Source organism: Pantoea sp. GABEPS69, assembly GCF_045780835.1.
GTDB classification, from domain to species: Bacteria; Pseudomonadota; Gammaproteobacteria; order Enterobacterales; family Enterobacteriaceae; genus Pantoea; species Pantoea septica.
This window is the reverse complement of sequence record NZ_CP118618.1, coordinates 4074367-4087578: the sequence shown is the minus strand read 5'-3', so window position 1 is coordinate 4087578 and position 13212 is coordinate 4074367. Positions and strand designations below refer to the sequence as shown.

General features: G+C 59.6%; 13 protein-coding genes and 2 pseudogenes. 2 read left to right on the top strand and 13 right to left on the bottom strand.

What is annotated here, in order from left to right:
- From trx-GI to PVE98_RS19715, 10 genes are all read right to left on the bottom strand, one after another.
- Positions 1 to 441: a heat resistance system thioredoxin Trx-GI gene (gene trx-GI / locus PVE98_RS19760; RefSeq protein WP_180246352.1), complete on the bottom strand. Its 441-nt coding sequence runs from the start codon at positions 439 to 441 to the stop codon at positions 1 to 3.
- Complete coding sequence (locus PVE98_RS19755) at positions 431 to 1576, bottom strand: hypothetical protein (protein WP_407568538.1); 1146 nt, start codon at positions 1574 to 1576, stop codon at positions 431 to 433. The genes trx-GI and PVE98_RS19755 overlap by 11 nt, the downstream gene beginning before the upstream one ends.
- 98 nt (positions 1577 to 1674) lie before the next feature.
- On the bottom strand, positions 1675 to 2286 hold the full coding sequence (locus PVE98_RS19750) for an HdeD family acid-resistance protein (protein WP_000993372.1): 612 nt from the start codon (positions 2284 to 2286) through the stop codon (positions 1675 to 1677).
- 85 nt (positions 2287 to 2371) lie between these two features.
- Positions 2372 to 3259 carry a YfdX family protein gene (locus PVE98_RS19745; protein WP_016782891.1) on the bottom strand — a complete coding sequence of 296 codons (888 nt, stop codon included), beginning with the start codon at positions 3257 to 3259 and terminating at the stop codon, positions 2372 to 2374.
- Positions 3260 to 3361: 102 nt separating this feature from the next.
- Positions 3362 to 4270, bottom strand: a complete 909-nt coding sequence (gene yfdX1, locus PVE98_RS19740) for a heat resistance protein YfdX1 (RefSeq protein WP_233985785.1) — start codon at positions 4268 to 4270, stop codon at positions 3362 to 3364.
- A 21-nt stretch (positions 4271 to 4291) separates the two neighbouring features.
- A complete protein-coding gene (gene hsp20-GI, locus PVE98_RS19735) occupies positions 4292 to 4750 on the bottom strand; it encodes a small heat shock protein sHSP20-GI (protein WP_016782889.1) in 459 nt (152 codons plus the stop codon).
- 146 nt (positions 4751 to 4896) lie between these two features.
- Positions 4897 to 7746 (bottom strand): heat shock survival AAA family ATPase ClpK, encoded by a 2850-nt coding sequence (gene clpK, locus PVE98_RS19730; protein WP_180246353.1) that lies wholly within the window; start codon positions 7744 to 7746, stop codon positions 4897 to 4899.
- A gap of 105 nt (positions 7747 to 7851) precedes the next feature.
- Entirely contained in the window at positions 7852 to 8421 is a 570-nt protein-coding gene (hsp20, locus tag PVE98_RS19725) for a small heat shock protein sHSP20 (RefSeq protein ID WP_034126243.1), read from the bottom strand.
- 34 nt (positions 8422 to 8455) lie between these two features.
- Entirely contained in the window at positions 8456 to 8737 is a 282-nt protein-coding gene (locus PVE98_RS19720; protein WP_016782886.1) for a helix-turn-helix domain-containing protein, read from the bottom strand.
- Positions 8738 to 8960: 223 nt separating this feature from the next.
- Positions 8961 to 9224: a hypothetical protein gene (locus tag PVE98_RS19715; RefSeq protein WP_141228731.1), complete on the bottom strand. Its 264-nt coding sequence runs from the start codon at positions 9222 to 9224 to the stop codon at positions 8961 to 8963.
- 14 nt (positions 9225 to 9238) lie between these two features.
- On the opposite strand from PVE98_RS19715, the gene PVE98_RS19710 reads away from it, so the two are divergent.
- Together PVE98_RS19710 and PVE98_RS19705 are read left to right on the top strand one after the other, a co-directional pair.
- Positions 9239 to 9502: a transposase gene (locus PVE98_RS19710; RefSeq protein ID WP_001446199.1), complete on the top strand. Its 264-nt coding sequence runs from the start codon at positions 9239 to 9241 to the stop codon at positions 9500 to 9502.
- Positions 9459 to 9611 (top strand): annotated as a pseudogene (locus PVE98_RS19705) (transposase domain-containing protein); the annotation flags it as partial. The gene PVE98_RS19710 and the pseudogene PVE98_RS19705, both read left to right, overlap by 44 nt.
- A gap of 290 nt (positions 9612 to 9901) precedes the next feature.
- Here PVE98_RS19705 and PVE98_RS19700 read toward each other — a convergent pair.
- From PVE98_RS19700 to PVE98_RS19690, 3 genes and pseudogenes are all read right to left on the bottom strand, one after another.
- Positions 9902 to 10003: pseudogene (locus PVE98_RS19700) on the bottom strand (ATP-binding protein); the annotation flags it as partial.
- A 91-nt stretch (positions 10004 to 10094) separates the two neighbouring features.
- Entirely contained in the window at positions 10095 to 11717 is a 1623-nt protein-coding gene (locus PVE98_RS19695; protein WP_094988650.1) for a Tn7-like element transposition protein TnsE, read from the bottom strand.
- Positions 11710 to 13212 (bottom strand): TnsD family Tn7-like transposition protein, encoded by a 1503-nt coding sequence (locus PVE98_RS19690; protein WP_180246355.1) that lies wholly within the window; start codon positions 13210 to 13212, stop codon positions 11710 to 11712. Before PVE98_RS19690 ends, PVE98_RS19695 begins: the two co-directional genes overlap by 8 nt.

Here is a 13212-nt window from a genome sequence, read left to right as displayed (position 1 = left end):
TCAGCGTCCCACCTGTGCAGAGGCCCAGCGCACGATGTCCTGCGAGCCCATGGCGCCTGCCTGGCGGGCGATCTCACGTCCGCCCTGGAACAGGGCGAGCGTCGGAATGCTGCGGATACCGAACTGCGCGGCCAGGTGGGGCTCAGCCTCGGTGTTCACCTTTGCCAGCCTGATCCCGGGTTCGAGCTGGCGCGCGGCTTGTTGAAACTGCGGCGCCATCATCTTGCACGGCCCGCACCAGGGCGCCCAGAAATCGACCAGCAGCGGCAGATCGCTGCGCTCCACGTGGTGCGAGAACGTCGCCGTCGTCAACTCGATGGGCTCGCCGGTGAACAAGGGCTGCTGGCAGCGGCCGCAGTTGGGACGATCCGCGAGCTTGGCGGCCGGCACGCTGTTGATGGACTGGCAATGTGGGCAGACGATGTGGAGTTCATTTTTCATGGTTCGCTTCCTTGGACTGCGGTGAGGTTGCCTCGCTTCGGATCACCGACATCGCCGACCAATTTACGCCTTTGATCCAATCGTTCCCGTCTTCGCTCACGCCGGCATCTTCCACGTGAGCCGCAATGAAGGCTTCGGCTTGAATGAGCCCCGCTCTGACAGCATCTATCTTATTAGGCATCCGCAGGATTTCAGCAGCGCAGCCTGCATCCAGCCCATCCACCCGGATAAGCAGAAAAATGCGGCGCCACAAGTGCGGCATACCCTTCATCAGGTCGAATGCAAATGCGAATTCGCTCGATCTGTCACCAATTTCCTCCTGTTCGGCGATTGCTGCTGGGTCGGGAAGCCGACTATCAGCCATGACGTCGGCCAGGCTGAGTGCGTCATCAGGCTGATAAAACTCGTAGAACTCTTCCTCTACCATGGCCTCCGCCATGTCCTGCGCATCCGCTTCGACCGGCGCATCCAGCGAAACGGCCTCGCCATATTGCCGGCTGTTTGCCACTTCGCGATCAATGACGGCAAAAAGATGTTTCAAAAGATCGAGGTAAGCGGCATTTTCTTCTGGAACGGATGTCCATACCGATTCAGCCAGAGCAATCGCTTCGTCCACCACGTCGTGCAGCGTCGGATAATCGCGAGGCAAATCACCGGCGGCATGCAGATAAGCCAACTCGCGTTGCGCAACGGCCTCAACCTTCGGCAGCAGCGTCTCGATTATCCCGCGTGCTTGCTGGACGACAGAGGCAGGTTGAGTGTCGATCCGCGCCTTGAGCTCGCGCAAGCGTTCACGACGCGCCTTACGCTTGATTTGATCCTGAGCGCTCAGCCGATCAAAGTGCTTCTTGGCCTGCCGGAACAACGCCTGCGCTAGCATGTGCGCGAGAGGCGTCAGATCGTTATGCGATGCAGTGACGCTGACGATTTTTTTGCCCGGCAAGTGCATGTGGCCACTGACCGTTAAGCGAGATCCTTTTTTCGCGCGTTCGAGGACGATTTGAAGACGTACCGAATCTTCGGAGCGCTTTTCGATCAGCGGCTTGAGAGCGGGTTCAACCGCTTTTTCTACAGACATTCGCCAAGGTTCATGAAATTCTTTTTCGACGAGTCGATAGCTATATTGTATACGCATGCTCAAGCCCTTTAGGGTTGTCCGCCCAGGTGAGTGGACCCGGGTGATTGGATATGTTGATTTTCAAAGATGATCTTACGGTTTGGTTTTTCACGCCCTTACCGCTGACGCGCTTTGCGCAAACGCCAACTAAGAAGCAAAAGAGTCATACCGAAGATCGCAGCATGGAAACCCAATACCCAGCCCGCGGCCAGAAATGATTCGATCGGGCGGGTAAAAAACATCCATAGGATGATCGCACCGAGGAGCACGGAAAGCAGCCCGCTGAGGGCAAGCCAGATCTCGCCCTTGATTTCCCGGCGCAGACGAACGGCGGCGGATATCTCCAGCATACCGGTGAAAATTGCCCAGAATGCCACGCTTACCCACAAGAAATAGGCCAACGCCAAAGTGGCAGCCAGAGGGGCAACTACCACAACGACACCGGTGAGTATGCCGACGATGCCGCTGAACAACAGCCAGCCCCAGCGCTGCTTTTGCCGCATTTGCCGCACCGCTGCAACCAGGTTGAACGCACCATTGACCAAAGAAAATGCGCCGAACACTATCGTCATGGCGAACAAAGCCGAGTGTGGCATCCAGAATGCGAGGACTGCAAAAATCAACGCGAATATGCCGCGCAGCGCAAACAACCACCAATTTTGGGTCAGTGAACACACGGCATCGGCAGGGTTATCCGCATTCGAATCGGCGATGGTATTTGCATTCATGCGATATCTCCTTGATGGATCATGAGATCAGGAAAATCAAGCCTTCATGGCGAAGAGAGGGGCTATTCGCCCCTCTCTTGCGGTTTTAGAACAGCTTTGACAGTCTCGCCTTGATTTCATCGAGCCAGCCTTTTCCGCTCCCGCCTCCGGCCGTCTTTTCCTTGACTTTCTTGAGTTCAGAGTACAGGGGCTCAAAGTCCTTCTTTTTGCCATAGCCCAGCAGTTCTGCCATTTCCAACTGCTGCCGGGCTTCGTTTAACAAGTCCTGCAGGCGTTCACCGGACGCCTCGCTGCGCTGGCCATCTTCTGTCAAGGTCTCGGCGCGCTTGACGAGCAGTTTGGCGCGCAGGATGGGCAGCGGGATGACGCTGAGTGTCTCGACGAGCGTGCCGAGCGCCAACTGCAGCGCGGCCTTGGCCTCTTCGATCTTGCCCTGATCGATCAGCGGCACGACGGATTTCACGGCTGCCGGGTAAGTCGCCAGAGGGATGTTGGTGACCGCAATCACGATTTCGCTGGCCAGCAATGCCAACACGCGACGAGCGCGTTGCACCTCGCCATGTTTGAGGGCATCCAGCGCCTCGTCAGTCATCGCCTCAACGGTTTCCGTGTTGGCGAACAAGTCGTGCACGATGGTGCGCACATCAACGGGGGCCAGGGCGAGCGTGGGTTCGCGTGCAACGATCAGCTCCAGCTTTCCCGTCACTTCGGCCAGCGTTGCCAGTGCTCGCGCGGATTCTTTTTCGTCCAGGGCCGCCAGCGCTGATTTGGTCAGCGCCAAGGCCGAGACGGCCTCATCGAGGACTTGTTTACGTTTGTCTGCCGCTTGCGAGTCCGTTTCCTTCTGAACCTCAGGCTGTACCTCCGTGACGACTTCAGGCTTGGGCTCTGGTCTGGCAGGAAGGCTGCTTACCGCGGCCTGTTCGTTCGTGCCTTCGTTGATCGCGTTGGGATTCGATGTTTGCTCATTCATGGTGATATGCCTCGTATGAGATAGTGAAAATAGGGGAATCTATTGGGGCCGACTGCGAATATCGCGAGACTGACCGATGGAGCAGTCGGCCCCTTCATCACCTCAAAACAGCTTTTGGATGCGCGTCTTCAACTCGTCGAACCATCCATTGCCGCTTTTGCCACCAGCCGACTTTTGCTCAATGGACTTCACCTGATCGAAGATGGGTTTGAAGTCCTCCTTCTTGCCATAACCCAGGATTTGCGCCAGCTCGATCTCCGTGCGCACGGACGACAGCAAGGTGCTGAGCTCCTCGTTCTGCTTGGCATCGCGCTTGTCAGTCTCGGCCAGCTTTTCAGCTTTTGCTATCGTGGCCTCGGCCCGTAGCACGGGCAGAGGGAGTACAACTTGGATGACCACCAGCGTGTTCAGTGCTCGGGCGAGCTCTGCTTTGGCTTCGTCGATCTTGCCGCTGTCGACGAGCCGTGCAGCCGACTTGATCGCTGCCGGGTACGTTGCCATGGGCAGGTTGTCGGTTTCGATCACGATTTCGCTGGCCAGATTGGCAACGATGGGCCGGGCCTTTTGCACCTCGCCATCACCCAACAACTCCCGAGACAACTTGACCGCTTTCTTTACCGATTCCACGTTGGCGTGGATATCATGGGTGATGACGCGTACATCGACCGGCGCCAAAGCAAGTTTGGCGTCGCGTGCCAATACCAGTTCCAGCTTTCCGGTGGCCAGTTCCAGCGCAGCGAGCGCCTCCTTGGTCTTATTTGCATCAAGGAGGGTCAAAGCCTCCTGGGTCTTGGTGAGCGCCGTGATGGCGTCCTGAGTGAGCTCGGAACGCTTTTTTTCGGCTTCCTGGGCGGCCTTGTCGTCTACTTGTGGCTGCGCCGCCTTGGGTGCGACAGAGGGCGCTGCAGCGCTTGGACTTGCCGCCGATTGGGCCAAAACCGGTCCACTCAGTCCGATGCAGACCGCCAGGGCAAGTGCGGAACGGATGTATTGGGGCTGTTTGATATTCATGATGTTGGACTCCAATTGAAGTTAATTGACTGAAATTTCAATCTGCTTCGGCTTGGCTTGCTCGGCCTTGACAAGCCGCACTTCCAGCACGCCGTCTTTCATCGAAGCCGTCACCTTGGTCGGATCAACGTTGTCAGGTAAGACAAAGCTGCGCACAAAGCGGCCATACGCACGTTCGATGCGGTGGAATTTCTTGCCCTGCTCCTCTTTTTCCAGTTTGCGCTCGCCGCTGATGGTGAGTACGCCGTTTTCCGCGCTGACGCGCACGGCATCCTTGGGGACCTCCGGCAGATCCAGCTTGAGGAGGAATGCGTTCTCATCCTCGCTGATGTCCACCATTGGTGCCCAGTCCGCCGTGGTCATGGCTTCGTTGCCGGTACGGGCGCCCTGTCGCTGGGGGGGCCGTCCCAACATCGTCGCCAGGCGGTTTTGCAATTCATCCAGTTCCCGGAAGGGGTCCCACGGAGTCAATGCAGACATATCGGTTCTCCTTGAACAATGCCGGCGAATTGGATGACGCACCGAACAGAGCCGCCGGCGCACTCTGAATAGCGCCTGCTACTTTTCGTTTCCATCAAGAACAAGTCCTTGGGTCAATTGAAGGATCACGACAGCCTCCCCATGACTCAAGATTCGCCGCCCGCTGACTTTTTCTTGCGCGCAGGCTTGCTCGCGTCGCTCGGCGGCGTCTCGGCCACGTTCGCGGCATCGGGCTTCTCAGGCTCGGCCGGCTTTGCGGGTGGCTCCTGGCGCTCGAAGACCACCCGTTCGGCCTTGTCGTCCCAGCGTGCGCTGGCGTGATCGCCCTTGCCGATTCCGCCGCCGAGCATCTCGCGTGCCAGCGCGGTTTCCAGCTCGCTGCGGATCAGGCGCTTGAGTTCACGCGCACCGAACTCGGGCTTGTAGCCTTCCTCCGCGAAGTGGTCGATCAAGGTCTGATCGAAGGTCAGCGTCACGCCCTGGCTGGCGGCGTTGCGGGCCACACGATCGAGCTGCAGGCCGACGATATGGCGGATCTCCTCCTTGCCCAGCGCATGGAAGACGATGATCTCGTCGATGCGGTTGATGAACTCGGGGCGGAAGTGTCCGCGCAGCACGTCCATCACCTCGGACTTGGTCTTCTCGTATTCCTCGCCGGCGGCGCTACGGGCCTTCAGCCGACGCTGGATGATGTCCGAGCCCAAGTTCGAGGTGGCGATGATGATGGTATTGGTGAAATCCACCACCCGGCCCTTGCCGTCGGTGAGCCGCCCGTCGTCGAACACCTGCAGCAGGATGTTGTAGACGTCGGGGTGAGCCTTCTCGATCTCGTCCAGCAGCAACACGCTGTAGGGCTTGCGACGCACCTTCTCGGTGAGCTGGCCGCCCTCGTCATAGCCCACATAACCCGGAGGCGCGCCCACCAGGCGTGCCACGGTATGGCGTTCCCCGTACTCGGACATGTCGATGCGCAGCAGCGCACCTTCATCGCCATAGATGGACTCGGCCAGCGCCTTGGCGAGCTCGGTCTTGCCCACGCCGGTCGGCCCGAGGAACAGAAAAGTCGCCACCGGCTTGCCGCCTTCGCGCAGCCCCGCGCGCGACAACCGCACGGCATCGGCCACCGCGCGCACCGCTTCGTCCTGGCCCACCAGGCGCTCGTGCAGCCGCTGTTCCAGATGCAACAGCTTCTCGCGTTCTTCCACCGTCAGCTCGTTGACCGGAATGCCGGTCAGGCGCGAGACGATCTGCGCGACATGCTCGGCCTTGACTTCGGCGCTGCCCGAGGCGCGCTCGCGCTCCCAATCTTCGATGAGCTTCTTGAGTTCGGCCTCTTTTGCCTCGATGCGCTTGCCCAGCTCGGCGGCCTTGTCGTACTGCTTGCGCGAGGCCATGTAGTCCTGCTCACGCCGCAACTGGTGCAGTTCGGACTCCAGCTCTTGTACGGCCACTGGGCGAGCCGTGGCCGACAGCTTCACGCGTGCGGCCGCCTGGTCAAGCAGGTCGATGGCCTTGTCAGGCAAAAAGCGCGCGGTGATGTAGCGGTCCGACAACTCGGCGGCGGCGATGATCGCATCCTCGGTGATGCTGACCTTGTGGTGCGCCTCGAAGGTGTCGCGCAGGCCGCGCAGGATCATCATGGTCTGCGCTACCGTCGGCTCGGGCACCATCACCGGCTGGAAACGACGCTCCAGCGCGGCGTCCTTCTCGATGTACTTCTGATACTCGTTGAGCGTGGTGGCGCCGATCAGGTTCAGCTCGCCGCGCGCCATCATCGGCTTGAACACGTTGGCCACGTCCAGCCCGCCTTCGCCGCCACCCTGGCCGGCACCGACGATGGTGTGCACTTCATCGATGAAGAGAATCATCTCGCCCTGGTGCTCGGTCACTTCCTTGAGCACCTTCTGCACGCGCTCCTCGAACTCGCCGCGATACTTGGCGCCGGCCACCATGGCGTTGATGTTGAGTTCCACCAGACGCTTGTCGCGCAGCGTCTCGGGCACTTCGCCGGCGACCATCCGCTGCGCCAGTCCTTCGACAATGGCGGTCTTGCCGACGCCGGGCTCACCGATCAACACCGGGTTGTTTTTCTTGCGCCGGGCCAGCACCTCGATGGTGGTCTCGATCTCCTGCGCACGGCCGATGACCGGATCGAGCTTGCCCTCGCGCGCCATCTTGGTGAGGTCGCGCGAATACTTGTCGAGTTCTGGCGTGTTGGTCGGCGTCTCGGCGCGGCCATCCTCGGCGCCTTTGCCGACCACCTTGCTGACCTGTTGGCGCAGCGCCTGCGGCGTCAGGCCGTAGCGGCGTAGCAGGTTGGCGGCCAGCCCTTCGCCTTCCTCGGTCAGACCGATCAGGAAATGCTCCGGACCGACATAGGAATGGCCGAGTTCATTGGAGGCCACGAAGGCGCGGCTGAGCGCATCCTTCACGCGCGGCGACACGCCGATCTCGCCCTCGAACGGCTTGTCCCCGCGCTTGGCCTCGGACTCGATCTGCCGCTTGAGGTCATCGACCTTGATTTTGAACTGACCCAGGATGGTCTTGACCACGTCGCTGTCGGCCAGCGCCAGCAGCAGATGTTCGGTATCCACCTCGGAGCGGCCAAATTCGGCAGCGTGTTTGGCGGCCTCTTGCAGCAGGGCTTCCGACTGTTCGCTGATGCGGCTGGCCAGCCCACTGCCGCGCCGGCGCGGTGCACCCGAACCTGCGGCGGCGGGTTCGCCAAACACGGCATCGACCACGTCATCGGTATCGGCGGCAAAGGGCGTCGCGTCGTCGCCGATGCGGAAGAAGTCACTGCCGAGGAAGTCCTCGAACAGGCCGCTGCGCGAGCCGAACAAGGCTTCCAGCGGCGAGACGGTGCGTTTTTGCTGGCGCACCAGTTGGCGGTAATGGTCGTCGCACAACAGCATGGTGCTGTGACGCCCGTTGAGATTGGCTTCCACCCGCACGGTGGCGGGTTGGACGCAGACCTGGCATTGTTTTCTGGCCATGCTGATGCTCCTGAGAAGGTTGACAAGGTTGAGGCGACGAGGCATCGCGAGCCGCGACACCTCGTCTCGTACCGGGTTTTTCTTGTGACGAACGAGCCGGCGACGTCAGCTGTTGATCGGGATCGAACGTCCCTGCTTCGGCGCGCTGACCTCGCGCTTGTCGATCGTGACCGTGAGCACCCCGTTCTTGAACGATGCCTTGATCGAATCCTGATTGGCGTCGTCAGGCAGGTTCAAGGCGCGGTGAAAGCTGCCGTAGGTGCGCTCCACACGGTGGAAGCCACCTTCCTTCTTCTCCTGTTCCTGGCGCTTCTCGCCACGCACCACCAGCACGTCGTTGTCGAGGGTGATCTGGATGTCCTTTTCCTCGACACCGGGCACTTCCAGGGCAATTTTGTACTGCTTGTCGGTTTCCTGGATGTCCAGGGCCGGCTTCAGCATGCCCGACCAATCGGATGGCAGCCGCGGCATGGCCAGCGCCGGAAAACCGAAGCCCCGGAACGCGTCATCGAACAGCCGGTCGATCTCGCGATGCAGTTGCAGGATCGGGCTGACTGGCCCGCTCGCCGCTGGCAGGTCATTGCGCTGCACCGGCAGGGAAGAGGCGGTCTGCTGCTCTTGCTGCTCGTTCTTGAACCAGTTCCAGGGAGCCAACTTCTTGAAATCGATGTCCATGTCATACCTCCAGAAAAATTGAAAAACGAGTTACTCAAGCCCTTTGCCTGCTGCGACGGGCAGTGCGCCCAGGCGACACGGGCTGCTCGGATGACTTCTGCTGTTCACGCTTGCGCATCACCTCCTTCTTTGCTCCGGCTCGGGTCTGATCATTGATCCACTGATCGATTTCACTTTGACGAAACCGCCACGTCCCGCCCACCTTGAAAGCCGGAATTTCCCCGTGCGCGGCGAGCCGATAAAGCGTCCGCTTGCCGACTTTCAAGTACGCAGCCAATTCATCGAGCGTGAAAATCACCTGTAGGTGCGCTTTCATCTCACCCTCTCCAATCGCGTCGCTTTGCGGTTCCGGCCAAGGAAATCCTTGCAAGACTTTGCAAGATATTGCGCTTACCAGGACAAACTTCAAGAGTCAATGTACAGCGATCTCCCGCCCCATTGATGCAGGTCAACTGCTCAGGCAAGGCGCAGCGGGGCGGCCTGATCAGGCCATGGACAGCGCCTGGCTCGTCAGCCTGCGTGTGCCACAGGCGCCTCGATCAAACACCGATCCTCACGTTGTAGCCGAGTGCCCGCAGCCCCTTGCTCGTCTGCATGTTCCTTGGCGGAAACTCGTCTGGGCGCGCCCAGCCGACGCTTTCCCCGAGGCTGCTCAGGCCAACGTGCGGAATTGCCCAGTCGTCGCTGCGGATCGCGTTCCAGAGTCGGGCCGAAACACTTCCGTTGCCCCAGACAGCGTAGTTCAACAGTATCCGTCCGTCCAACACACCTTCCCGACACCGCCGCCGAAGGCCATGGCCCATCAAGCGGATTTTCCATGCCCCCTCAGCGCCGTACCTACAGCAAATCTTTCAAGGCCCAGGTCATTCAGGAGTGTTCTGAACCCGGTGCCTCCATCGCAAACATCGCCTTGGGCTACAGCCTCAATGCCAACCTCGTCCACAAATGGATTCGGCTGCATACCCAGAAAACCACGGCTATCCAGCCAGCGTTCATCCCGTTGCCTTCTCAAATGCTCGGCGCGGGATCGCATGCTCAAGTGCGCTGCTGCGATCATGAGTTTGATCCAGTCGGCCCGTAATAATGGGCACGATCCGTATGCCTATCTCAAGGATGTGCTGACACGGTTGCCGACGCAGCGGGCGAGTGAGATTGCAGAGCTGCTGCCGCATAGGTGGCATCCGGCATAGTCGCGCAAGACGGTTTGCCCGCACGCTTACGTTCAACAGCTCAAGCACCGTCCGCCCTTCGCGGGATCGTTGCCGCCAGAGCCACACGCCGAACTTTTCCACCTTGTCGTCGCCGGCCTGCGGTCAGTCAGGCAAGCCCAGGTGCTCGTTTTCCTGCTTGATCGCGTGGTCTCGGATCGCGTGCACCCGGGAAACGGCATCCACGAACTGCCACCATCTCTTAGCTTGGCGGGGTCAAGCCAGCCGGGATGCCCGGACGGTTACGCTGGTCCGCGCCCAGTTGCAGCACCAAGGTCGGCCGCAGTGATGAAGCGGGTCTTGATGCCGCACTGCGCCGCCCGATAGCGCAGTGCGATGGCCAGATGCGTCTTGCCGACTCCCAAGGGGCCTATATCGCCTTGGCACGGCTCCGGGCAGTTTCGGGGAGGCTGCACGCAGTGCGCGACAAGATGTATCGCAGCCGAACTGCGGTGTATTCTGCAATCAGCCTAGGGCCGCGCGTATCCGCTGCTTCCAGTCGAACACCCGGGCATGGTTGGCCCCAGATGAGCTTTCTTTCGGGTGATGCACAGAGTGCAAAGGCTCACAGTACTTCGCCATGGTGCCTGGCCAACGCAACGAGCCTTTCACTGTCTCCCTCAAGATCCTGTCTATGCATTTTCCTGCCTCAACACCTGCTTTGAAGCCCATGATCCGCGTTGACATGGTCTTCCGGTTGTCTGAGGTATCTATTTCTAGAAGGTAGCGTTGATCGCCGTTTTGCAGCTTGAACCTTGCCAGCAGATAGCAGCGTGATTTTTCGTGATCAATCATGTGGTAGCTGCAACGTGGAACGGGCGGCAGAGGCCTCACTTCCAGTGCTACCAGCGCAACTCCAGACTCTTGGGTGATTTGTTCAAGAATCTCTCGGAGCAGCGAGAAGCGATCTGCAAGCCGTTCATGCTCGTCCCCATCACCCTCTCCCTCACCCAATTGTTGGAATTCTCCTGACGCTATGCTGCCCTCGCTCACAGGATCAGCCACGCCGAAGAGTTGGCTTTCTCTGCTCGGGCATTGCTCGTCGTCGACCTTCTTGCCATGACCGTTGGCACGCTCCCCGTTGTAGGCGATCTTGGTGCGCAGCTGAGCATCAAACGTGACTCCCTCAACGGGCAGATGAATCAACCTCTGCTCCTTGGCAGCAGTCGGCTCTTCGTCAGCATCCACCTCCAACTCTTTCGCTCCCGATGGCACGGATACACAGCCTGTGTTCTCTCCCCTGACGGGTAACTTGAGAGCAGGGTGATGGAAAAAAATATCACCGCGATGGCTAAACCGGAGCCCCTGAAGCTTTTCGATCTCCCAGACCAGCAATTCGTTGCTTTCCGGATCAAAGGGGCCTCGCACATCCATGGTGGTACCCGCGAGGGAAGTGGGTGCCTGAAAGTCGAACTGCCACCTGGCATACGCCAACTCTTGCAGTACCCGCTCTTGCCTTTGATTGAGGCTTTGCCAGATTGACTCGAAGGATCGCCTCACATCCTGATTCAGCAGCAGCCAACTGAAATGGTCTCTGTATCCCTTGATTTTGAGAAGCTGACTTGGGGCCCCCGTCTTCGGGGGCGTATGGATATGAACAACATCGCCCTCTCTGTAGATCGTGAAGGCCATGTCCAAGCCATTCGGTGCGAAGGCTGCACGAACGGCGAAGGCTGCGTGGAAGAACATTTTTCGTGCCAGCTCGAATTTCGGCAGCCAGACGGTCAGACCATCGACCTCGAACACAAAGCATCGCTGTCCAGATATCTCAGGATTTGCAGCAAGCCTTCTGGCCAGACGTGGGCACTCACCCAACTGCCTTTCCCGCCAGGTATCTATTGCAGGAAGCACCACCGTCTTCTTGAAACCACTGGGACGATAAGGAGCCCCTTCTTCGCCAAGAAACTCGCGACCAACGGCCAAGACACACGACATCTCCTGTGCGAACCGCTGCAGCTGCAGCTGACCGTTACGCTCAAAGAGAGCCGCCAACTGCCACTGGGCCGCCGGAGTCTTGGCCCTGAAAAAATTTCCAACGGCCAGCAACCTGGATCCGTTCGGGATCTGACGAAATACTGTCCTATTCAATCCATCTTCCTATCAATCGAATGAACGCAGTGGTCAGTGGTGCCACCCTGCTTTTTTCCAATCCACAACGCTTTTCCAGCTCCCAGCGCCTAGACGTTATGCCTGTCTGTACATCCTTCAGCATCGCTGCAGTCAGGCGACGGATCTGATACTCGCCGACGGACTCGGCATAGCGATCCAGGAAGGTGCAGCAAAGAGGCAATTGATCGAGACGGTGCTCGACTGATGCCCGATGGGGTAGCTGCTGCAGGAACCAGTTGCGACTCCTGCGCGGAAGGCCCAGGTCTTCTTCGCTACCTCTACCAATCCGGATCAGCAGGCGCACCCACCTTATGTCACGCGCTCGCCAGTCGATGTGGCTGTTGTTGCCCTGTCGGCGCTGCCTGACCTGGTTCGCAACCATCAGCCAGTGTCGGTCATGACGATAGAGCCAGGCGTAACATGCCCCTGCTCCGTCTTGCCTGGCTGCCTTGGCTCCACCGTGATTAGCCAGTGCTTGCAGCCAAATGGCTCGGTACTGCTGCTTTTGCTCAAACTCAGCAGGGAGCAGCTGCACTGACCGCTCGGAGGCAAGGTCGACCTGGCGAGTCTTCGCCTCGCTGATCAGCTCGCCAGCATGCTGGCCAGGGCGCAGGCTGGTCCAGACGATCAGATGCTGCAGCGCACTGAATCCCTTGCGATGCTTCCTGAACATCGCCAACAGCCAAGGTGGAGGCTCTCCGGATGTCAGCAGACCGTTCGCAGCAAGCCAATCCCTTTGATGGGATGCCAGGATCTTCTCCCAGATGACTTCAGCCCTGACCTGCCGGCCTCGCCTGGCGTCGCACTCTGTAGCCAGGTACCGGTACAGGTTGGTCCAGCGTCCGTAGCCAGGCGATTGCACCTCTTCGAGCGCCAGCAGCTGCATAGCAGCCTTGGCGAGCCTGATAGCCTCTTCGCCCACGGGACTCACGCGAAGATCACGGGGCAGAAACAGTGGAGAGGCTGTATGAAACTCGTGCCGCTGCGCTCGACGGAACGGGATAGGTGAGTTCAGGAGCTGACAGCCATGCTCGGGACAGGCATCTATCCCTTGAATCTGCCAGCTACGCCGCCAGTAGGGTTCACCGTAGCGCGCAGACATATCTTCAAAGCAGATCGGGCAGTAACGCAGCCAATCGGGCCACTTGACCAAGGCCGTCGAGGCCCCAGACAGACCAATCGTCGGCCGGTCGGGAGCAAGCATGGCCTGAAAAAGATCGGTACGGCGCTCCGGCGGAATGAAAGGGGCATAGAGCGGGAACAGCGTGTGATTCAGGATCATGCCTTCCGCATCCAAGCCCGTGTTGTTCGCCAACGCAGTCAGGTGTGTGGGCAGATCGGTGATCGCGGCAACCTTGCTGTCACCGAAAAGCATGTGCAGCAAGGTCTTGTGGCTGCCTATCCCCAGATGTACCCGGCACCGGGCAATACCGCTGTAAAGCAGTTCGTCCGGGTAGAGCCTGGGGAAGTACAT

What these genes read in the sequence shown, in the direction of transcription:
- trx-GI (WP_180246352.1), bottom strand. Translation starts at nt 441, where the DNA reads ATGAAAAATGAACTCCACATCGTCTGCCCACATTGCCAGTCCATCAAC.
- PVE98_RS19755 (WP_407568538.1), bottom strand. Translation starts at nt 1,576, where the DNA reads ATGCGTATACAATATAGCTATCGACTCGTCGAAAAAGAATTTCATGAA.
- PVE98_RS19750 (WP_000993372.1), bottom strand. Translation starts at nt 2,286, where the DNA reads ATGAATGCAAATACCATCGCCGATTCGAATGCGGATAACCCTGCCGAT.
- PVE98_RS19745 (WP_016782891.1), bottom strand. Translation starts at nt 3,259, where the DNA reads ATGAATGAGCAAACATCGAATCCCAACGCGATCAACGAAGGCACGAAC.
- yfdX1 (WP_233985785.1), bottom strand. Translation starts at nt 4,270, where the DNA reads ATGAATATCAAACAGCCCCAATACATCCGTTCCGCACTTGCCCTGGCG.
- hsp20-GI (WP_016782889.1), bottom strand. Translation starts at nt 4,750, where the DNA reads ATGTCTGCATTGACTCCGTGGGACCCCTTCCGGGAACTGGATGAATTG.
- clpK (WP_180246353.1), bottom strand. Translation starts at nt 7,746, where the DNA reads ATGGCCAGAAAACAATGCCAGGTCTGCGTCCAACCCGCCACCGTGCGG.
- hsp20 (WP_034126243.1), bottom strand. Translation starts at nt 8,421, where the DNA reads ATGGACATCGATTTCAAGAAGTTGGCTCCCTGGAACTGGTTCAAGAAC.
- PVE98_RS19720 (WP_016782886.1), bottom strand. Translation starts at nt 8,737, where the DNA reads ATGAAAGCGCACCTACAGGTGATTTTCACGCTCGATGAATTGGCTGCG.
- PVE98_RS19715 (WP_141228731.1), bottom strand. Translation starts at nt 9,224, where the DNA reads ATGGGCCATGGCCTTCGGCGGCGGTGTCGGGAAGGTGTGTTGGACGGA.
- PVE98_RS19710 (WP_001446199.1), top strand. Translation starts at nt 9,239, where the DNA reads ATGCCCCCTCAGCGCCGTACCTACAGCAAATCTTTCAAGGCCCAGGTC.
- PVE98_RS19690 (WP_180246355.1), bottom strand. Translation starts at nt 13,212, where the DNA reads ATGTACTTCCCCAGGCTCTACCCGGACGAACTGCTTTACAGCGGTATT.